This is a genomic window from Marinobacter sp. UBA3607 (assembly GCF_002375525.1).
GTDB classification, from domain to species: Bacteria; Pseudomonadota; Gammaproteobacteria; order Pseudomonadales; family Oleiphilaceae; genus Marinobacter; species Marinobacter vinifirmus.
Genome location: NZ_DFLY01000004.1, coordinates 1 through 20,713 on the forward strand (window position 1 = coordinate 1; position 20,713 = coordinate 20,713).

The 20,713-nt window shown below is 58.1% G+C and carries 17 protein-coding genes; 4 read left to right on the forward strand and 13 right to left on the reverse strand.

Going from position 1 to position 20,713, the window contains the following annotated elements:
• Positions 1-124: 124 nt before the first annotated feature.
• Both B2589_RS00795 and putA read right to left on the reverse strand, forming a co-directional pair.
• A complete protein-coding gene (locus B2589_RS00795) occupies positions 125-1,321 on the reverse strand; it encodes an MFS transporter (protein ID WP_286815312.1) in 1,197 nt (398 codons plus the stop codon).
• A gap of 191 nt (positions 1,322-1,512) precedes the next feature.
• Positions 1,513-5,142 carry a bifunctional proline dehydrogenase/L-glutamate gamma-semialdehyde dehydrogenase PutA gene (putA, locus tag B2589_RS00800; RefSeq protein WP_286815313.1) on the reverse strand — a complete coding sequence of 1,210 codons (3,630 nt, stop codon included), beginning with the start codon at positions 5,140-5,142 and terminating at the stop codon, positions 1,513-1,515.
• A 201-nt stretch (positions 5,143-5,343) separates the two neighbouring features.
• Here putA and B2589_RS00805 point away from each other — a divergent pair, with 201 nt between their 5' ends.
• The 3 genes from B2589_RS00805 (at position 5,344) to B2589_RS00815 (ending at position 8,413) form a co-directional block, all read left to right on the forward strand.
• Positions 5,344-5,796 carry a winged helix-turn-helix transcriptional regulator gene (locus B2589_RS00805; RefSeq protein ID WP_058341183.1) on the forward strand — a complete coding sequence of 151 codons (453 nt, stop codon included), beginning with the start codon at positions 5,344-5,346 and terminating at the stop codon, positions 5,794-5,796.
• A gap of 132 nt (positions 5,797-5,928) precedes the next feature.
• Entirely contained in the window at positions 5,929-7,272 is a 1,344-nt protein-coding gene (locus B2589_RS00810) for a GntP family permease (RefSeq protein WP_094625334.1), read from the forward strand.
• A 1-nt stretch (position 7,273) separates the two neighbouring features.
• Positions 7,274-8,413 (forward strand): glycerate kinase, encoded by a 1,140-nt coding sequence (locus tag B2589_RS00815; protein WP_286815314.1) that lies wholly within the window; start codon positions 7,274-7,276, stop codon positions 8,411-8,413.
• Here B2589_RS00815 and B2589_RS00820 read toward each other — a convergent pair.
• Entirely contained in the window at positions 8,399-9,040 is a 642-nt protein-coding gene (locus B2589_RS00820; RefSeq protein WP_058341180.1) for a Crp/Fnr family transcriptional regulator, read from the reverse strand. The genes B2589_RS00815 and B2589_RS00820 overlap by 15 nt on opposite strands.
• Positions 9,041-9,154: 114 nt before the next feature.
• On the opposite strand from B2589_RS00820, the gene B2589_RS00825 reads away from it, so the two are divergent.
• On the forward strand, positions 9,155-9,343 hold the full coding sequence (locus B2589_RS00825) for a YgaP family membrane protein (RefSeq protein WP_022989368.1): 189 nt from the start codon (positions 9,155-9,157) through the stop codon (positions 9,341-9,343).
• An 84-nt stretch (positions 9,344-9,427) separates the two neighbouring features.
• Here the strand turns inward: B2589_RS00825 and B2589_RS00830 are convergent, their stop codons facing one another.
• The 10 genes from B2589_RS00830 to B2589_RS00875 form a co-directional block, all read right to left on the reverse strand.
• Entirely contained in the window at positions 9,428-9,793 is a 366-nt protein-coding gene (locus tag B2589_RS00830) for a MerR family transcriptional regulator (RefSeq protein WP_022989369.1), read from the reverse strand.
• On the reverse strand, positions 9,774-10,076 hold the full coding sequence (ihfA, locus tag B2589_RS00835; RefSeq protein WP_022989370.1) for an integration host factor subunit alpha: 303 nt from the start codon (positions 10,074-10,076) through the stop codon (positions 9,774-9,776). The genes B2589_RS00830 and ihfA overlap by 20 nt, the downstream gene beginning before the upstream one ends.
• 3 nt (positions 10,077-10,079) lie before the next feature.
• Positions 10,080-12,452, reverse strand: coding sequence for a phenylalanine--tRNA ligase subunit beta (pheT, locus tag B2589_RS00840; RefSeq protein ID WP_286815315.1), 2,373 nt, complete (start codon positions 12,450-12,452; stop codon positions 10,080-10,082).
• Between the two features lie 72 nt (positions 12,453-12,524).
• Positions 12,525-13,523: a phenylalanine--tRNA ligase subunit alpha gene (pheS, locus tag B2589_RS00845; protein WP_058341178.1), complete on the reverse strand. Its 999-nt coding sequence runs from the start codon at positions 13,521-13,523 to the stop codon at positions 12,525-12,527.
• Positions 13,524-13,661: 138 nt separating this feature from the next.
• Complete coding sequence (gene rplT / locus B2589_RS00850; RefSeq protein WP_022989373.1) at positions 13,662-14,015, reverse strand: 50S ribosomal protein L20; 354 nt, start codon at positions 14,013-14,015, stop codon at positions 13,662-13,664.
• A 50-nt stretch (positions 14,016-14,065) separates the two neighbouring features.
• Positions 14,066-14,257 (reverse strand): 50S ribosomal protein L35, encoded by a 192-nt coding sequence (rpmI, locus tag B2589_RS00855; protein WP_007151842.1) that lies wholly within the window; start codon positions 14,255-14,257, stop codon positions 14,066-14,068.
• A 95-nt stretch (positions 14,258-14,352) separates the two neighbouring features.
• A complete protein-coding gene (infC, locus tag B2589_RS00860) occupies positions 14,353-14,898 on the reverse strand; it encodes a translation initiation factor IF-3 (protein ID WP_081697581.1) in 546 nt (181 codons plus the stop codon).
• Positions 14,895-16,820, reverse strand: coding sequence for a threonine--tRNA ligase (gene thrS / locus B2589_RS00865; protein ID WP_286815316.1), 1,926 nt, complete (start codon positions 16,818-16,820; stop codon positions 14,895-14,897). The genes infC and thrS overlap by 4 nt, the downstream gene beginning before the upstream one ends.
• 151 nt (positions 16,821-16,971) lie before the next feature.
• Positions 16,972-19,572 (reverse strand): TRAP transporter permease, encoded by a 2,601-nt coding sequence (locus B2589_RS00870; RefSeq protein ID WP_286815317.1) that lies wholly within the window; start codon positions 19,570-19,572, stop codon positions 16,972-16,974.
• A gap of 81 nt (positions 19,573-19,653) precedes the next feature.
• Positions 19,654-20,637, reverse strand: coding sequence for a TAXI family TRAP transporter solute-binding subunit (locus tag B2589_RS00875; protein WP_286815318.1), 984 nt, complete (start codon positions 20,635-20,637; stop codon positions 19,654-19,656).
• Positions 20,638-20,713: the final 76 nt, after the last annotated feature.

The window sequence follows — 20,713 nt, forward strand, 5'->3', positions numbered from 1 at the left end:
TCCCGGTAAAGCGCGATGAACCTTTTTTAAGGGTATCCCGTTTGACTAATGACTATAGAAACAACAAGCGCGGAATGAAAACGGAGAAATCAGCAAAGCTTATTCAGTTTGTCTGATCAAGGCATCAAAGGGCGGGGTCTGACCCCGTGTCGAACAATCTGCGCATTTGCAGCAGGGCAACCACGATCAGTGCGCCGGAAAGCCCGAAAGCCAGCACAAAACCGCCCAACTCCAGCAAGGCGCCGAACATCAGCGGCGCCAGGAAGTGAATGGCGCGATTGGCCATCAGGCGCATACCGAGCGCACCGGAGCGCTTTTCCCGCTCCACGCTTTCGGCCAGGATAACCATCGAAAGTGGCTGAGTGAGGCCGGACCCAATGCCCACCAGCACCGCCAGCAGCCCCAGTAAAACCATGTGTTCGAACAGGCCCAGCAGGCCAATGCCTGCGGCGAGGGTTCCCAGAGACAGCAACACCGTATTCTCGCGCCCGCCAGCCAAGGCAATCATGCGCGCCATAAAGGGCCGGATCAGCATGGACACACCCGCCCGCAAGCTGACCAGTACACCAATCACCACCGGTGTCATGGCCAGGCTTTCCAGGTAAACCGGCAGGTAGCTGCCGTACACGCCCAGGGCAAACATCCCGAGCACAGTAACCAGCACCGACAGCTGGACGCCCCGGTTAGCCTTCATTAACGCCCACTGAGCCCGGAAGCCCGCCTGCTTTCGGGTGATCGCCATCCGCTCCCGGGCCTGGCCGGTGAGTAGTAATCCAGACAGGGCTGCCAGCACCGCAAACAGCGCCATCACCAAAAAGACATCCCCCCGGCCGGTTTCGCTTGCCAGCAGTGCCCCGGCCAGCAAGGGGCCCACCACCTGCCCGCCGGACAGCCAGGTGGAATACCAGCCGAAATATTTCTCCAGCGAGGGCCCGGTGCCCAGATTGGAAATAATGGTCTGGGCGGACAGCACCATTTGCAGGTGCGCCAGCCCCACCAGCAACTGGCCCAGCACAAGGCCGCCAAAGCCATACCAGAAGTGCATGGACAACAGCCCCGCCACCATCAACACTCCGCCGGCGATCAGTGTGGCACGGCCACCGAGACGGGTAACCACGCCCCCGAGGGGAATCGCCAGCAACAATGGCAACAGATACTGGGTACTGAGCACCGCACCCAATACCAGCGGCGAGGCGCCCAACTGCAAGCCATAAACCGGCACCGCCACAATCAGCATGGAATAAACCACAAAGCAGAATGTGAGCGAGAGGCAGACTGCAAAAAAGTTTCGGGCAGCGTCGGGGCTTATGGATGAAGGCAAGGGGTCGTCCTGATGGGCCTGGCGGATGGTTAGGCGACTATCTTAACGCGGCCGGCAAGCGGGGTGAAATCCACGCCCGTAAAAGAAAGGCCAGCCCCTTTCGGAAGCTGGCCTTAATGATCAAGCCTGTCATCTCAGGCCTTTCAACCCCGGGGTCAGACCCCGGGTCTGACCCCGGGGTTGACGACTGCTTATTCGGCTGAGGCGATCAGGCTGGCGTTGCCGCCGGCGGCGGTGGTGTCGATACACAGGTGGCGTTCGATCACGTAGCGCTGGTCCAGCTTGTGCTCAGTGATGATCGGCAGCAAGGCACCATCGCGCTTGGCCAGGGCCTGGCGGTACTGCTTCAGCAGCGGCTTTTCAGCCACGCTGGTAACCGCTTCATAACCGTTGAGCTGAATCAGCGCGTCGGGCTCCAGCAGGCCGTCTACGGCGGCTACCGGCAGGCCGGCTTTGATGGCGTCGGCCAGCAGCTTTTCAACACCCGGTGCGATCACGACCACCTTGTTGCCCTGGGACAACGCAGTGCCCGCCTGCTCTATCGCAGATTCCGCATCCGGCCCAACACAAAGCACAACACCACGGGCATGGCAGGACAGATGGTTCTGCTCGCCAGTCGGCCCCGGCATTTCCTCGTAGCCTTCATCCAACGGTGCAGGCAGGTCACCAAAGTACGGCTTGAGCGCCTGCTGCCGGCCTTCTGCGACCGGAGCATCTACCTTCGCCAGCTGGTCGATCAGCTTCTGCACCTTGCTGGCCGTAACCGATTTGGCATCGGCAGGGGCCGCCTTTTCAACCACCTCGCCTTTGATGAACCGGCGCACATACTGCGGGCCACCGGCTTTCGGGCCGGTACCGGACAGGCCTTCGCCGCCGAACGGCTGGGAGCCCACGATGGCGCCGATCTGGTTACGGTTAACGTAGGTGTTGCCCACCTTGATACGACTGGAAATGTGCTCAATGCGGCGATCAACACGGCTATGGATACCAAACGTCAGGCCGTAGCCCTTGGCGTTCACAGCATCGATCACCTTGTCGATATCCTTCGCGGCGAAGGTGGCCACATGCAGCACCGGGCCGAAGATTTCCTCTTCCATTTCCTCGATGCCGCTAACCTTGAGCACTGCAGGCGACACAAACCGGCCCTTCTCAGGCACCGACATTTTCTTCAGCAACTTGCCCTGCTGCTCAAATTTATCGCAATGATCGGCAATTTTCGTGCGGGCGTCCTCGTCGATCACCGGGCCCACGTCTGTAGACAGCAGCCACGGGTCGCCAACGCCCAACTCTTCCATAGCACCGTAGAGCATTTCCAGCAGGTTCTCGGCGATGTCTTCCTGCACGTAGAGCATACGCAGGGCGGAACAGCGCTGGCCGGCACTCTGGAATGACGAAGCCAGTACATCCCGCACCACCTGCTCGGGCAGCGCCGTGGAATCCACAATCATGGCATTCAGGCCACCGGTTTCTGCCACCAGCGGGGCATCCGGCGCCATTTTTTCTGCCATGGCCTTGTTGATGCGCTGTGCCGTGGCGGTAGAGCCGGTGAAACACACGCCGGTTACCCGGGCGTCTGAGGTCAGCGCTGAGCCCACGGTTGCACCGGTGCCCGGCAGCAACTGCACGGCGGCTTTCGGAATACCCGCCTGGTGCATCAGTTCCACCGCACGAACGGCCAGCAGCGAGGTCTGTTCCGCCGGCTTGGCCAGCACCGCGTTACCGGCAGCAAGGTTCGCCAGGATCTGGCCGGTGAAGATAGCCAGCGGGAAGTTCCATGGCGAGATACAGCACATCACACCCCGGGCCTGGCCATCGTCCTTGTAGCGGATGCCTTCGTTGGCGTAGTACATGGCAAAGTCGACGGCTTCGCGAATTTCCGCCACCGCATCAAGCAGGGATTTACCGGCTTCACGGGTGGTCAGCGCAAACAGCTCGTGCACATTCTCTTCGTACAAATCACCGACTTTGCGGATCATCTCGGCCCGCTGCTCCGCCGGCACTGCCGACCACTGGCTGAAGCCGTCCCGGGCGGCGTCCATGGCCGCATGGATGTCGGCTTCGGAGGTGTAGGTAATATGGCCCACCAGGTCATCCGGATCGGCCGGGTTACGCACTTCCACCACTTCATCACTGGTGGATTCCACCGCCAGCACCGGGCCGCCCTGCCACTGATGGGATTTGTACCGGTTACGGCCGGCGTCAATTTCCGCCACCGTCACCGGATCGGTAATGTCCCAGCCCTTAGAGTTACGGCGCTGGTCACCGAAGATCTTCGCCGGCGGCACAATGGCCTTGCTGGAAATGTCATGGCCCAGCTGCATCACCACGTCGATCGGGTCTTTGGCGATCTCTTCCGGCGTAATGCTGGTGTCGACAATCTGGTTTACAAAGGAGCTGTTGGCCCCGTTTTCCAGCAGGCGGCGCACCAGGTACGCCAGCAGGTCTTTGTGGGCACCAACCGGAGCGTAGATACGGCACGGCACCTTGCTGTCTTCCAGTACCTGGTCGTGCAGCGATTCACCCATACCGTGCAGGCGCTGGAACTCAAACTTGTCCCGGCCCAGGTCTTTCGCCAGTTCCAATACCGCAGACACCGAGTGGGCGTTGTGGGTAGCAAACTGCGGGTAAATCCGATCAGTCATGCCCAGCAACTGGCGGGCGCAGGCCAGGTAAGACACGTCACTGCAGGCCTTGCGGGTAAACACCGGGAAGCCGTCCAGGCCCATCACCTGGGCCCGCTTGATCTCGGCATCCCAGTAGGCGCCTTTTACCAGTCGCACCATGATGCGGCGGTCGAGTTTTTCAGACAGGGCATACAGCCAGTCAAGGGTCTGGGAAGCCCGCTTGGCGAAGGCCTGGACCACCACGCCAAAGCCGTCCCAACCTTTGAGTTCTTCGTCTGAGAGGATAGCTTCGATCACGTCCAGAGACAGGTCCAGGCGGTCCTGCTCTTCGGCATCGATGTTGAAGCCCATATTGGCCGCGGCGGCTTTTTTGGCGAGGGTCAGGGCGCGGGGGACCAGCTCGGTCATCACCCGCTCCTTCTGGCCGTATTCATAACGGGCCAGCAAGGCAGACAGTTTTACGGAAATACCGGGATTGGTGCGCACATCGCCTTCGCAACGCTTGCTGATGCTGTCGATGGCATCGGAATAGGCGTTGAAGTAACGCTCGGCATCGGCATCGGTGCGGGCCGCTTCGCCCAGCATGTCATAGGAATAGGTGTAGCCCTGCTCTTCCTGGGATTTGCCGCGGTCCTGGGCTTCTTCAATGGTACGGCCCAACACAAACTGCCGGCCCATTTCTTTCATGGCCTGGCCAGCGGCGGTGCGCACCACCGGTTCACCCAGGCGCTTCACCATCTTGCGCAGGGTGTCACCCACGCTCTGGCGCTCGGAGTCTTTCAGCAGGTTGCTGGTCATCAGAAGGGCCAGCGTGGCCGAGTTGATCAGGCCGGACTTGGCTTTACCCACGTGGGCGCCCCAGTTGCCGGAGGTGATCTTGTCTTCGATCAGATCCTGGATGGTGAGGTTATCCGGCACCCGCAACAGCGCCTCCGCCAGGCACATCAGGGCCACGCCCTCTTTGGTGGTCAGGCCGTATTCAGCCAGGAACTTTTCCATGATGGTGGGCTTGGCGTTATCACGCACATCCCGCACCAGGTCCGCTGCCCGGGCTGAAATGGCCTTTCGGGTTTCATCAGACAGCTGAGCCTGCTCAATCAGCTGGTGAATCACTTCATATTCATCCGCCAGGTAGTTATTGCGGATGGTCTGGCGAATGTCCTGAAGCCCGGGGGACACGGATTGCTGCAGACTCATGGATGTACCTCCTGATTATTTTGATTACTGACCGCATTGTAGCCAACGGGGAATATGCTATTTACCTAATACAGCGCGAAAGACCGAGATACTTTCCTTTTCTGATACGTTAAAAATTACCGTTTCGCCCACAAATTCACTAAAATCAGCCATATTCACCAAACCAATGAAAGCCAGCCACCTCCTTCAAGGATAGCAGCCATGTCAGATCTCGACAGGATCGACCTTTCCATCATCCGGGAACTCCAGAAAAACGGGCGGATCACCGTCACCGAGCTGGCCTCGCGGGTGGGCTTGTCGAAAACCCCTTGCCAGGTGCGCATGCGCCGGCTCGAAGACCAGGGCTATATCACCGGCTACAGCGCCATGGTGAACCAGACCAAGCTGGGCCAGTCCCACGTCGCCTTCGCCCAGGTAACCCTTAACGACACTTCGAGCAAAGCCCTAGCGGCGTTCAACGCTGCGGTCAAACAGATCTCTGCGGTCGAGCAATGTCACATGATGGCCGCCAACTTTGACTATCTTCTGAAGGTGAGAACAAAGAACATGGCCGAGTACCGGCAGGTACTGGGAGAACAGATTTCCAGCCTGCCCCATGTGCTGCAGACCAGTTCATTTGCGGTGATGGAGAATGTAAAGGATCGGGGGTTGTAGGGATTAAATAGCCCCGTTTACGGAAATCCCACAAAGCGGGGGTGCGCAGAGCCATGTTTGACTTTAAACTTGGCGCCGAATAACCAACCTGATTAGTAGGATATTAACCCGGCCCTATTCTGGAGATTGCCGATGCATCTGGTACTGATCCTGGTCGCGATCATAATTTTCATTGTGTTCGCCACCAGCCGACTGAAACTGAATCCGTTTATCACCCTGTTACTGGCATCCTTCCTGGCTGCCTTCGCGTTTGGTTTACCACTTGAAGATATCGAGAAAACCATCCGCGCCGGCTTCGGCAACATTCTGGGCTACATTGGCCTGGTGATCGTGCTGGGCACAATTATCGGCGTTATCCTCGAACGCACTGGCGCAGCCATCGTGATGGCCGAAACCATTATCAAGATCCTGGGCCAGAAGTTTCCTACCCTCACCATGTCACTGGTCGGGTTTATTGTTTCCATACCGGTCTTCTGCGACTCCGGCTATGTCATTCTTAACAGCCTGAAGCGTTCCATGGCCCGCTCCCTGAGCGTATCGCCGGTCTCGATGACCGTTGCCCTGTCTACCGGCCTGTTCGCAACCCATACGCTGGTACCCCCCACCCCCGGCCCTATCGCTGCAGCGGGCAACCTCGGGCTGGAGGACAACCTCGGCATGGTCATCGGTGTTGGCCTGGTTTTCGCCATCATCGCCGCAATGGCAGGCCTGTTCTGGGCTTCGCGCTGTAAAAACCTGAGCAGCACCGAACTGGAACAGGCAGAGGAAGCCTTCGAGGAAGCAAAGCAGCACTACGGTGAACTGCCTTCCGCCGGCAAAGCCTTTGCTCCGATCTTTATCCCGATCCTCCTGATCTGCCTGGGCTCGGTCGCAAGCTATCCCACGGCTCCGCTGGGGGACGGCCTGCTGTACGAGACACTGAACTTCCTGGGCAAACCCCTGAACGCCTTGCTGATTGGCCTAGGCTTCGCGCTGACTCTGCTACAAGGCAAAGGCAAGCTGGAAGAGTTTGGACGCCACACCAGCAAAGGCCTGGAAGTGGCCGCGCCGATCATCCTGATCACAGGTGCAGGCGGCGCCTTTGGTGCAGTTCTCGCCGCCACACCGCTTGGCGAGTATCTGGGTGATACCCTTTCAACGCTTGGCCTTGGTGTTGTGATGCCGTTTATTGTTGCTGCCGCCCTGAAGTCAGCCCAGGGTTCGTCCACGGTCGCACTGGTTACAGCGTCTGCCCTGGTCGCACCGTTGCTTCCTCAGCTGGGGCTGGATTCGGATATGGGCCGGGTACTCACAGTTATGGCCGTTGGTGCCGGCGCAATGACGGTGTCCCACGCTAACGACAGCTACTTCTGGGTAGTCTCCCAGTTCAGCAAAATGAACGTGGCCACGGCCTATAAATCCCACACAACAGCCACCCTGATTATGGGCCTTGTGACCATTACCGCAGTCTGGCTGACATCCCTGGTGGCTTTGTAACATGCGCATCGTCATCGCCCCGGACTCATTCAAGGAATGCCTGGCTGCCGAGCAGGTAGCCAGTGCCATCGCCCGTGGCTGGCGCCGGGCAGCGCCGGAGGACCAGATTACTGAAGTACCGCTGGCCGATGGTGGTGAGGGTACTACCGTTGCACTCACCGAGGCGCGTAAGGGTGAACTGCATGAGGTGACGGTCACCGGCCCGCTCGGACAGCCGGTGACTGCCCGCTACGGGCTGGTGAATGATGGCGAGACGGCGATTGTGGAAGTAGCTGAAGGTAGCGGCCTGCATTGTGTGCCCGCCAATGAACGGAATGCCATGGCCGCCTCCAGCCGGGGCACCGGAGAGCTGCTGCTTGCCGCACTGGCTCACCGGCCCAAAACCCTGATCATGGGGCTGGGTGGCAGCGCCACCACCGACGGCGGTGCGGGAATTCTTCAGGCACTGGGCGCCCGGCTGCTGGACGCCCAGGGCCAGGACATTCCTGCCGGCGGAACCGGCCTGGAGCAACTGACCAGTGTAGACCTTAAACCTGCTATTGACCGCCTGTCCGGAGTGCGCCTGGTCGTCGCTTGCGATGTGAATAATCCCCTGCTTGGCCCTAACGGTGCTGCCGCCGTTTTCGGGCCCCAGAAAGGCGCCAATGCCCAACAGGTTGTGCAGCTGGATGCCAGCCTGGGGCACTTTGCCGGGCTGGTGCAACAGCAGGGCTTTGATATCGCGAGTTTTCCGGGCAGCGGCGCGGCCGGCGGTATTGGCGGTATGGTGGCCGGAATACTCGGTGCACAGTTGCGCCCGGGCATCGAGCTGGTGATGGAAACCGTCGAACTGGAAAGCCATGTGAAAGGTGCAGACCTGGTAATCACGGCCGAAGGGGCCATCGACGCCCAGAGCGCCTACGGCAAAACACCGGCCGGCGTGGCCGGCCTTGCCAGCAAACACGGGGTACCGGTGATCGGCCTGGCCGGCAAACTGGGCGCGGAACTGGGGGAGCTACACCAGCTTGGCCTGACCGCAGCGTTCTCGATCACACCTGCCCCAATGGACCTCCAGCAAGCCTACCAGCAGGCCGAGGCCAACCTGGAGCAATCCGCCGAGCAACTGGCCCGGCTGATTCACGGCCTGTCAGGCCGTCGCTGAACGCTTCTTTAAACCTGTCAGCTCAATCTTGCCGCGGGCCAGGCCAACCTGGCCCCGGCGCTCCAGCTCTTTCAGCAAGCGGCTGATCACTTCCCGGGCGGTACCCAGTTCCGTTGCCAGCTCCTGATGCGTGATGGTCAGTGTCCGCTGCCCCTGCGCCGCCCTCGCCTGCAACCACTCTTCCAGGCGCTCATCCATGCGGTGAAAGGCGACTTCCTCTACCAGCAGCATGAGGTCGTCCAGCCGCCGACCATAGGATTCCATGATGCCCAGGCGGAATTCCGCAGACTGGTCCATCAGGCGGTCAAACAGCCCCCGGGGAATAATGGCGGCCTCGGTTTCTTCCTCCACAATGGCCTCGGCACGGTAGCCGCGGCCTGTCATCAGGCAACCGATGGACAAGGTGCAAATATCGTCAGAGCCCATGCGGTACAGCACGATGCTGTGGCCGGACAACCCGGTCATCTGGACTTTAATGCTTCCGCCCAGTACCAACGGCAGGCCACGGCAATGTTCACCGGCACTGAACAGCACCTGCCCGGGAGGAAAGCGCATGGTGCTGATGCCGGCTAGCGTATCTTTTCGCAGCGAATCGTTGAGGGTGTCCAGAATGCTGTGCCTTGCCATGAATGGCGCCCTGTTTGCTCGGTTTATCAGGTTCTGTGTGACTTTATCACTGAACAGTCACGGATTGCGGACTATAGTTGTTTCAACATCCGACATCACACAGGAGAGAGAACGATGACGGTTAATATGGGATCAGCAGACCGGATTATCCGCGCAGTTGTGGGCATTGTACTGATTGCCCTGGTATTTGTGGGCCCGCAAACCCCCTGGGGCTGGATTGGTATTGTGCCACTGGCCACTGCGTTGATGGGCAACTGCCCGGCCTACTCTATCTTCGGCATCAAAACCTGCAAGAACAAGTAAGCCCTGGCTCAGCCTTAACGCAAAAAGGCCGGGGCAAAATGCCACGGCCTTTTCGTTACAGTACCTTGCTGCGGGATATTCGCCTCAGGACGCCGGCGAATTCAGCACATCCAGTACTTCTTCCAGTTCGGTAATCATCTGGCGGATCAGCTGCTTGTACTGGGAGGTATCGTCTTTCACCTCACTGCTGCTGAGTTTCTGCTTGGCACCGCCAATGGTGTAGCCCTGATCGTATAGCAGGCTGCGAATCTGGCGAATGGTGATAACGTCTGCCCGCTGATAGTAACGGCGGTTGCCCCGGCGTTTCACCGGCGACAGCTGCGGGAATTCCTGCTCCCAGTACCGCAGTACATGGGCCTTCACCGCACACAGATCGGCTACTTCACCGATGGTGAAATAGCGCTTCCCCGGAATGGCGGGGAGTTCGTTGTTATGACTCGGTTCCAGCATACGTTTCTACTTTTTGCTTGAGTTTCTGGCCTGGCCGGAAAGTCACGACACGCCTGGCACTGATTGGGATTTCCTCACCCGTTTTCGGGTTCCGTCCCGGCCGCTGTTTCTTGTCCCTGAGGTCGAAGTTGCCGAATCCCGACAACTTCACCTGTTCGTTGTGGCTGAGTGCGCCCCTGATCTCATCGAAGAAAGCTTCCACCATTTCCTTGGCTTCCCGTTTGTTAAGACCCAATTCCTCGTACAAACGTTCCGCCATGTCCGCTTTCGTCAAAGCCGCCATCTGTCAACTCCTCAGTGTTGCCCCCAACTCTTCCTTCAGGGCGTCGATTACCCCGTTGAAGAGCGAATGCACTTCGTCTTCGTTGAGCGTGCGCTCCGGATGCTGCCAGAACAGGCTGACCGCCAGGCTGCGGTTGCCTTCGCCCAGGCTTTCGCCTTCGTAGACATCAAACACACGCATCGCTGTCAGGTGCTCGCCGGCATGCTTGCGGGCGACTTCTTCAACCTGAGCAAACGCCACATCGCTCCCGATAATAATAGCCAAATCCCGACGAACTTCCGGGAATTTCGAAATATCTTTGAAATTAGGCACATATCCGGTAACGATCGAATTCAAGAATAGCTCAAACATCAGGATCGTGCCATTAAGTTCAAGATTTTTCTGCACTTGCGGGTGCAATGTACCCAACCAGCCCACATGCTCGCCGTCGCGCAGCAATTCGGCGGTCTGGCCCGGGTGCAGAGCCGGGTGCTGGCTGGCGAGGAACTGAATCTCGATACCCAGCACTTTGAACAGGCTCTCCAACTCCCCTTTTACATCAAAGAAGTCGGCGGTTCTGCGACCGTTTACCCAGTTTTCCGGTACCTGGTTGCCAACCACGACACCGGCCAGCATCGGCTGCTGATCGATGGCATCACCATTCTGCTCAAAGCGCAGGCCGGTCTCGAACAGGCGAATCCGTGGCTGCTGACGGTTCTGGTTATGGGCAACTGTCTTCAGCAGGCCGCTCCACAGGGTGGTACGCATGACTGAGAGATCGGCGGAAATCGGGTTCGCCAGGGCGATGCCCTCACGCTCGGGGTCCAGCAGCTGCTGAACCTTCGGGTCTACGAAGCTGTAGGTCACGGCTTCCTGGTAGCCCTGCGCCACAAAGAAATTGCGGATAGCAGACAGCGGGCGAACCGCTTCTTCCCGTGCACGAAGCCCCAGGGAACCTGTCGGCTCGGTGACCGGCAGGTTGTTGTAACCATAAATCCGGCCCACTTCCTCGATCAGGTCTTCCTCGATGGAAATATCCGGGCGGAAGCTGGGCACACTGATGCGCCAGCCGTCTTTCAGCAGCTTTTCAATTCGCAGGCCCAGGCGAGTGAGGATTTCTTCAACGGTGGTGCGATCAATCGCCAGGCCAAGGACATCCGCCAGGCGCTGCTCACGCAGGTCAATCTCACGTGCCTTTGGCAAATGCTTCTGGCTGTATACTTCAACAATCTCGCCAGGCTCACCGCCGACAATGTCCATCAACAGTCGGGTAGCCCGCTCCATGGCATCCCGGGCCAACTCGTAATCGACGCCACGTTCGAAGCGGTGGGAAGCATCGGTATGCAGGCCATACTCGCGCGCCTTACCGGCCAGGGTGATCGGGTCAAAATAGGCAGACTCCAGCACCAGGTCCCGGGTCTTGGCGCTCACACCAGAGTGTTCGCCACCCATCACACCGGCAATGGCCACCGGCTTCTCGTGATCGGCAATCACCAGGGTGTTTTCAGTCAGTTCCACTTCCTGGCCATCCAGCAACACCAGCTTTTCAGCGGGCTTTGCCATGCGCACCACAATGCCGCCCTGGATCTCTTCGCGATCGAACGCGTGCATGGGCTGGCCAAGCTCCAGCATGACGTAGTTGGTGACATCCACCGCCGCGTCAATGGAACGGATACCGGAACGACGCAGCTTTTCCTGCATCCACAGCGGGGTCTCCGCCTGCAGGTTCACGTTGCGCAGTACCCGACCCAGATAGCGGGGACAGCCGGCGGGAGCTTCCACACGAATGTCAGGAACCTCTGAATGCACGGCCTCAACTGGTTCGATCGCCGGCGCGTTCACCAGCAGGCTGTTCAGAACACCCACTTCACGAGCCAGGCCTTTGATGGACAGGCAGTCACTGCGATTCGGCGTGAGATCTACATCAATGGCGATGTCGTTCAGCTTGAGGTAATCCGCTACGGACTGGCCGACAGGGGCATCGGCAGGCAACTCCATCAGGCCATCATGGTTCTCGGACAACCCAAGCTCGGACTCGGAACAGAGCATGCCTTCGGAAGGCTGGCCACGCAGCTTAGCTTTCTTGATCTTGAAGTTGCCAGGCAGCACCGCGCCGACAACCGCGAACGGCACTTTCAGGCCGGCACGCACATTGGGCGCACCACACACGACCTGCACGGTGTTGGTACCATCGCTCACCTGGCACACGCGCAGCTTGTCAGCATCCGGATGGGGTTCGGCGGAGATCACCTCGCCAACCACCACGCCGGTGAATTCGCCAGCCACCGGTTCGAAGCCGTCCACTTCCAGCCCGGCCATAGTGATCTGGTCCATCAATTCCTGGGATCCCAGATTCGGGTTAACCCATTCGCGCAGCCACTGTTCACTGAATTTCATCGTTCTTGCCTTGTCCTGATGCGATTTGTGCGGTTGATTCTGAGCTCTGCGTACGCCGTTCTGCCCTGAGGCTTACCGGAACTGGCGCAGGAAACGCAGGTCGTTTTCGAAGAACATGCGCAGGTCTTTCACGCCGTAGCGCAGCATGGCCAGGCGCTCTACGCCCAGGCCAAAGGCAAAGCCACGATATTCTTCGGCATCAATGCCGCAATGCTCGAACACTTTCGGGTGCACCATGCCGCAGCCCATGACTTCCAGCCACTTGATGCTGCCGTCTGCTTCCCGGCCCCACTCGATATCCACCTCGGCGGATGGCTCGGTGAACGGGAAATAAGACGGACGGAAACGTACTTTCAGGTCACGCTCGAAGAACACCCGCAGGAATTCTTCCACCGTGCTTTTCAGATCCGCAAAGCTGACGTTCTTCTCAACCAGCAACCCCTCCACCTGGTGGAACATGGGGGTGTGGGTCATGTCGGAATCGCAGCGGTAAACGCGGCCCGGGCAGATCATACGGAACGGCGGCTTGCCGGCTTCCATGGTACGGATCTGGACCGGAGAGGTATGGGTGCGCAGCAGGGTACCGGGATTGAAGTAGAAGGTATCGTGCATGGCGCGGGCCGGGTGGTGCCCGGGAATATTCAGGGCCTCGAAGTTATGGTAATCGTCTTCGATCTCGGGCCCTTGCTCCACGCTGTAACCGGCGCGGGCAAAAATCTCTTCAATACGCTGCAGGGTGCGGGTTACCGGGTGCAGGCCACCCAGGTCCTGGCCACGGCCTGGTAGGGTAACATCAATGGATTCGCTGGCCAGCCTGGCTTCGATGGCCGCCTTCTCGAGATCCGCACGGCGGGCATTGATGGCCTGTTCAACCTGCCCCTTGGCTTCGTTGATCTTCTGACCGGCCGCAGGGCGCTCCTCTGCCGAGAGCTTGCCCAGGGTCTTTGCCTGCTGGGTAATTACGCCCTTCTTGCCGAGGTATTCCACGCGAATTTGATCAAGTGCCTGAAGGTTGTCTGCCTTTTCAACGGCGTTCAACCCGTCCTGAACCAATTGCTCCAGGTTTTCCATTGACCCTGCTCCAAACCAGAAATGGGGTAGGTTAAAACAAAAATAGGGGAAGAGCGTGCCCTTCCCCTATCAGAGGGTGCATTCACGATGACATGAAGCACCCGGATCGATCAGTCATCGATGAAAGAGCTTAAGCGATCACAGGGACGCTTTGGCCTTCTCAACAACAGCGGCAAACGCCTGCTGCTCGTTCATGGCCAGGTCAGCCAGAACCTTACGATCGATTTCAACATTCGCTTTCTTCAAGCCAGCGATCAGACGGCTGTAAGACAGACCGTTTGCACGGGCGCCAGCGTTGATGCGGGCAATCCACAGTGCACGGAACGCGCGCTTACGGTTGCGACGGTCACGGTAGGCATACTGACCAGCCTTGATAACCGCCTGCTTGGCAACGCGGAATACACGACTACGAGCGCCGTAGTAACCCTTGGCCTGCTTGAGAATCTTCTTGTGACGACGACGTGCTACCACGCCACGCTTTACACGAGCCATACTATAATCCTTCTACCTTTACTTTCTAAGGAACGTTTCGCGCGGCTGGATCAGCACGCGGTCATGCGCTTGATAGATGCAACATCTGACTTGGCGATGAGCTTGGTGCCGCGCAGCTGACGCTTACGCTTCGGGCTCTTCTTGGTCAGGATGTGGCTGGTGAAGGACTGCTTGTGCTTGAAGCCAGTGGCGGTCTTTTTGAACCGCTTGGTAGCTCCGCTCTTGGTTTTCATCTTCGGCATTTTTAAAACTCCGCATTCTATTTTTAAATAAAACAAATTGTGTCCCTGAACGACAAATCCCCCGCCAATGCGGGGGACCCGTCAGAGGATCAGGTTCACTTCTTTTTGCGGGGAGCCACGATCATGGTCATCTGACGGCCTTCCATTTTCGGCCGCATTTCAACCGTTGCAATCTCTTCGATATCGGCTTCAATCCGGCCCATGAGCTTCATACCAAGTTCCTGGTGTGCCATCTCACGGCCGCGAAACCGAATCGTGATCTTGCCGCGGTCCCCGTTCTCAAGGAAACGTACCAGGTTGCGTAGTTTTACCTGATAATCCCCTTCTTCAGTTCCTGGACGGAACTTAAGCTCTTTGACTTGCGTCTGCTTCTGTTTCTTCTTGGCAGCAGCCTTCGCCTTTTTCTCGTCGAAGATCTTCTTGCCGTAATCCATTATCTTACAGACGATCGGATCGGAATCCGTAACCTGTACCAAATCCAGGGTTGCCTCCTCCGCCATCCGGAGGGCTTCCTCGATTGCTACAACACCTACCTGGTTGCCTTCGGCATCGATCAGGCGGACTTCAGTTGCGTCAATATTCTCATTGATAGGCGCTTTAGGAGTGCGCCCACCCCGATTCGTTCGCTGTTTAATAATCAGTTCTCCGTCTTGGTTCTGCCCTTGCGTTGAATGTCGTCAGCCAGCAGCTGTTCAAACGCTTCGAGCGATAAGGTTCCCAGATCTTCACCTTTGCGAGTACGTACGGCAACGGCGTTGTTTTCGATTTCCTTGTCGCCTGCAACGACAAGATAGGGAACCTTGTTAAGAGTATGCTCGCGGATTTTAAAGCCGATCTTCTCGTTTCTCAAGTCAGCATTAACCCGATACCCCAAAGAATCCCACTTTTCGGCCAGTTTCTGACAGTAGTCACGCTGATTATCGGTGATATTCAGGATCGCAACCTGCGTTGGTGCCAGCCAGGTGGGGAAAGCCCCTTCGTATTCTTCGATCAGTATACCGATAAACCGCTCAAAAGACCCGAGCACCGCCCGGTGCAGCATAACCGGCGTTTTCCGCTCGGAATTATCGGCCACATACTGGGCGCCAAGGCGACCCGGCATGGAGAAATCGACCTGAATGGTACCACACTGCCACACCCGACCGAGACAATCTTTCAGGGAGAACTCGATCTTGGGCCCGTAGAAAGCACCCTCACCCGGCAACAATTCCCAGTCAACGCCTTCGCGATTCAGGGCTTCTTCCAGGGCGGCCTCGGCCTTGTCCCAGACTTCATCGGAACCTACGCGCTTTTCCGGGCGGGTAGACAGTTTGTACAGAATCTCGTTAAAGCCGAAGTCTGCATAGACTTCGTGCAGCATTTCGATAAATGCCGATACTTCCTGCTGGATCGCATCTTCTTCGCAGAAGATATGCGCATCATCCTGGGTAAATCCACGCACCCGCATCAGGCCGTGCAGTGCGCCGGAAGCTTCATTCCGGTGGCAGGAACCGAACTCCGCCAGGCGCAGCGGTAAATCCTTGTAGCTCTTCAGGCCCTGGTTGAACACCTGCACGTGGCAGGGGCAGTTCATGGGCTTGATGGCATAGTCGTGTTTCTCGGACTCGGTGGTAAACATGCCGTCCTTGAACTTGTCCCAATGCCCGGATTTCTCCCACAGGGTACGGGACACCACCTGCGGAGTCTTGATTTCCTGGTAGCCATGCTGGTGCTGCTTGGCCCGCATGTACTGCTCAACTTCCTGGTACAAGGACCAGCCATCCGGATGCCAGAACACCATGCCGGGAGCTTCTTCCTGCATGTGGAACAGGCCCAGCTTCTTGCCAATCTTTCGGTGATCCCGCTTTTCGGCCTCTTCCAGGCGATGCAGATAGGTTTTCAGGTCTTTCTTGTTACCCCAGGCCGTGCCGTAGATACGCTGCAATTGTTCATTGCTGGTATCGCCACGCCAATAGGCGCCGGCTACCTTGGTCAGCTTGAAGGCCTTGAGCTTGCCGGTGCTGGGCACATGGGGGCCACGGCACAAATCGATGAAATCACCCTGACGATAGAACGACAGATCTTCCTCACCGGGGATATCCTCGATGATCCGAACCTTGTATTCCTCACCCATTTTTTCAAACAGTTTGACCGCTTCCTCCCGGGACATGATGGAACGGGAGACCGGCAGGTCCTGCTTGGCGAGTTCTTCCATACGCTTTTCGATGCGCGCCAGGTCTTCGTTGGTAAACGGGCGCTCGTATTTGAAGTCGTAGTAGAAACCGTTCTCGATCACCGGCCCGATGGTTACCTGGGCGCCGGGGAACAGATCTTGTACCGCCATGGCCATAAGGTGTGCCGTGGAGTGGCGAATCACGTCTACGCCGTCTTCATCGCGCTCGGTTACGATGGCCAGATCCACATCGTTTTCGATCAGGTAGCTGGTATCCACGAGTTTGCCATTCACTTTTCCAGCCAGGGCGGCCTTGGCAAGGCCTGCACCAATATCGGCGGCAACGTCGTGAACGGTTACGGGTTCGGCAAAACTACGGTGGCTGCCATCGGGCAGAGTAATAACGGGCATGATGATCTCCTCATGGTTTCTCAGCGGTGATCTATACCAAAGATCACATGGTGGCCGGCTGCCGCGATACAAACCGCGGGTCGGTTTGGAGGCGAGTTTAACAGAAAAAAACCCGGCAACAATGCCGGGTTTGTACGAACGCCGATTCAGGTTACGCAGCCTGGGGCTGGGCATCCTCCCTGGCTTTCCGCTTAAACTGGCCAAAGGCCACCAACGCAAGCAGCAACAGGGCCGGGATGAACATCACTTCCTTCGGCGGCCTGTCGAGCTTGGCCTGCACCGCTTCGATGTTCCAGCCGAAATCGATACCGGCTTCTTCCGCGGCACTGCCAAAGTTCACGAAGTCGACTGCCAGCATGTCGCCACTGACAGACACCTCCAGGCCTGCAGCAGACAACCGCTCAGTTGCCGAATCGCCGGCAGGAATCTCCAGTTGGGTGTAGGTTGTGGTATCACTGCCATCCAGTGCCATACCGGAAACACGGAACACCACTTTCTCGTCTGGCTCAGCCTGCTCGACGTACTCCATGATGGCTTCGCCCTGGCGTTCCTCGTATGGCGGATAAACCATATCCCACCAGAAGCCGGGCCGGAACATGGTGAAGGTAATCAGCAGCAGCAAAACGGTTTCCCACTTGTAGCTGCGGGTAAACCAGTAGCCTTGGGTAGCCGCAGAAAATACCAGCATGGCGGTCACCGCACTGAAGACTGTAATCAACAGATCCACCCAGCCGGTCAGCCCGATCAGCAACAACTGGGTGTTGAAGATGAACATGAACGGCAGGATCGCGGTCCGGATATCGTAGGTGAAGCCCTGAATACCCGTTCGTATGGGATCTGCCCCGGATATGGCGGCCGCCGCGTAGGCGGCCAGCCCCACGGGCGGCGTGTCGTCCGCCAGTATGCCGAAGTAGAACACAAACAGGTGCACCGCAATCAACGGCACCAGCAGGCCGTTCTGGGCCCCCAGAGTCACAATCACCGGCGCCATCAGGGTGGACACCACAATGTAGTTGGCCGTAGTGGGCAAACCCATACCCAGGATCAGGCTGATCACCGCGGTAAACATCAGCATCAGCAACAAGTTACCGCCAGACAGGAATTCCACGAACTGGGTCATCACCAGCCCGATACCCGTCAGGGTAACCGTACCCACCACGATGCCCGCAGTGGCCGTTGCCACACCGATACCCACCATATTCCGGGCACCGGTGGCCAGGGAGTGGAACAGATCACCGATACCACCGGTGAACTCGCCCATGAAGCCACCATGCTTGCGGAAAAACGCCTTCAGCGGGCGCTGGGTGATGACAATGAACACCATAAACAGGGTGGCCCAGAACGCCGACAGCTGGGGCGAGAAACGCTCAACCGTCAGGCACCAGACCAGTACCACCACCGGAAGCAGGTAATACAACCCGGTTTTCACTGTAGGGCCGACTTCCGGAAGTTCATCCATGGCCTTGTCGGGATCATCTTCCTCAAGCTCCGGGAAGCGGGTGGCATAGCCAATCAACGCCACGTAGATGGCAACCAGGATGGGGCCAAGTACCCAGGGTGCCGCTTCTCCAAGCACACCCTTGGTCCAGCCGACGCCATAATAGACGGCAAAGGTCAGCACAATCAGCCCGATCAGCACCACCACCCAGTTCAGCATGCGCTGGGCCAGGGAGGGCCGGTTCGGCCGCTCAATGCCGTGCATCTTCAGCTTGCAGGCTTCCAGGTGCACGATGTAGATCAATGCCACGTAGGAAATCAGCGCCGGCAGAATCGCATGCTTGATCACTTCCAGGTAGGAAATGCCGACATATTCCACCATCAGGAACGCCGCAGCACCCATGATCGGCGGGGTCAGCTGACCGTTGGTGGACGCAGCCACCTCAACCGCACCGGCCTTGGTAGCCGGGAAACCCACCCGCTTCATCAGCGGAATGGTAAAGGTACCGGTGGTCACCACGTTGGCAATGGAAGACCCGGAAATCACACCGCTCAGGCCACTGGACACCACCGCCGCCTTGGCCGGGCCGCCCTTCATATGGCCGAGCATGGCGTAGGCAACCTTGATGAAATAGTTGCCGGCGCCCGCCCGCTCGAGCAGAGCACCGAAGAGCACAAACAGGAAGACGAAGCTGGTGGAAACCCCGAGAGCAACACCGAACACGCCTTCTGTGCCCAGCCACTGGTGTGAAGCCAGTTTATTCAGGCTGACCCCTTTGTGGGAGATGACATCCGGCATATAGGGGCCGGCAAGGGAATAGCCTATAAACACCGCTGCAACAATCGTCAACGGCAGACCCAGCGCCCGCCGGGTTGCCTCAAGCAACAGCACAAGACCAAACAGCGCCACCCAAAGATCCGCGGTGATAGGGGCACCCGGTCGCGTCGCCAGCTGATCGTAAAAAACGTAGAGATAAGACGCCGCAAAGGCCGCGGCCAGGGCCAGCACCCAGTCATAGACGGGCACCTTGTTGGCATGAACCCCCTTGATCATGGGGAATGCCGAAAACGCCAGAAATACCGCAAACGCCAGGTGAATGGAGCGGGCTTCTGTCGAGTTGAAAATACCGAAGTTCAGAATGAACGGCAGGGGTGATGCGATCCAGAGCTGGAACAAAGACCAGCATACCGGAATGATGAAAAGGAGCACCGCTGCTGGGCCTTGCAGGGCACGGCCACCGGTTTCGGTCTGCAGTACCTCACTTACCTTTGCGGCATCCGCACCTGCCCCGGTGCCCGGGTCATTCGTTGCCATAGAACGTTCCTGCAAATAAAAAACAGTCTGACTGAATCAACAGAGCGGGCTTGGCGCCCGCTCTGCTCTCTACCCGGCTGATCAGTCGATCAGACCAGCTTCACGGTAGTACTTGGCCGCACCCGGGTGCAGCGGTGCACTCAGGGCATCAGAGACCATTTCTTCCTTCTTCAGGTTGCCAAACGCAGGGTGCAGGCGTTTGAAGCTGTCAAAGTTCTCGAATACCGCCTTGACCACTTCGTATACCACATCGTCCGGCACATCGGTGGAAGACACAAAGGTAGCTGCCACACCGAAAGTGGTTACGTCATTGTCGGAACCACGGTACATGCCGCCGGGGATAACCGCCTTACGGTAGTATGGGTTATCGTCGATCAGCTTCTTGGTGGCTGCGTTATCCACGTTCACCAGTACGCTGTCACAGGAAGTGGTGGCTTCCTTGATGGCACCGGATGGGTGGCCAACGGTATAGAAGAAGGCATCGATGTTGCCATCACACAGGGCCTGGGACTGCTCTGCTGCCTTGATTTCGGCCGCCAGGGAGAACTTGTCCATCTCCCAGCCCATTTCCTTCATCAGGACTTCTGCGGTCGCGCGCTGGCCGGAACCCGGGTTACCCACAGAAACCCGCTTGCCTTCCAGGTCTTCGAAGTTCTTGATGCCGGAGCCTTTGCTGGCGACAACGGTGAACGGCTCCGGGTGCATGGAGAATACCGCGCGCAGCTTTTCATTCTTGCCTGCATCAGTGAACTCGCTGGTGCCGTTGTAAGCATGGTACTGCCAGTCAGACTGGGCAACCGCCAGGTCCAGTTCGCCGGCACGGATGGCATTCAGGTTATAGACAGAACCACCGGTACTCTCTACCGAGCAACGGATACCGTGTTCCTTACGATTCATGTTCACCAGACGACAGATCGCGCCACCCGCCGGGTAATAAACGCCGGTTACACCGCCAGTGCCGATGGTGACGAAGCGCTGCTCCTGGGCAGAAACTGCAGTCGATGCAGCTCCCAGAGAAACAGCTGCAGCCATGGCAAAAGCGGACGCTTTGAGTTTCAGTGTCATGTGTGCTCTTCCTTTTTCTTGGTCGTTGTAATCAATTGCCCGCCCAGAAATACGGACAAACATCCGGTTCGTTTTA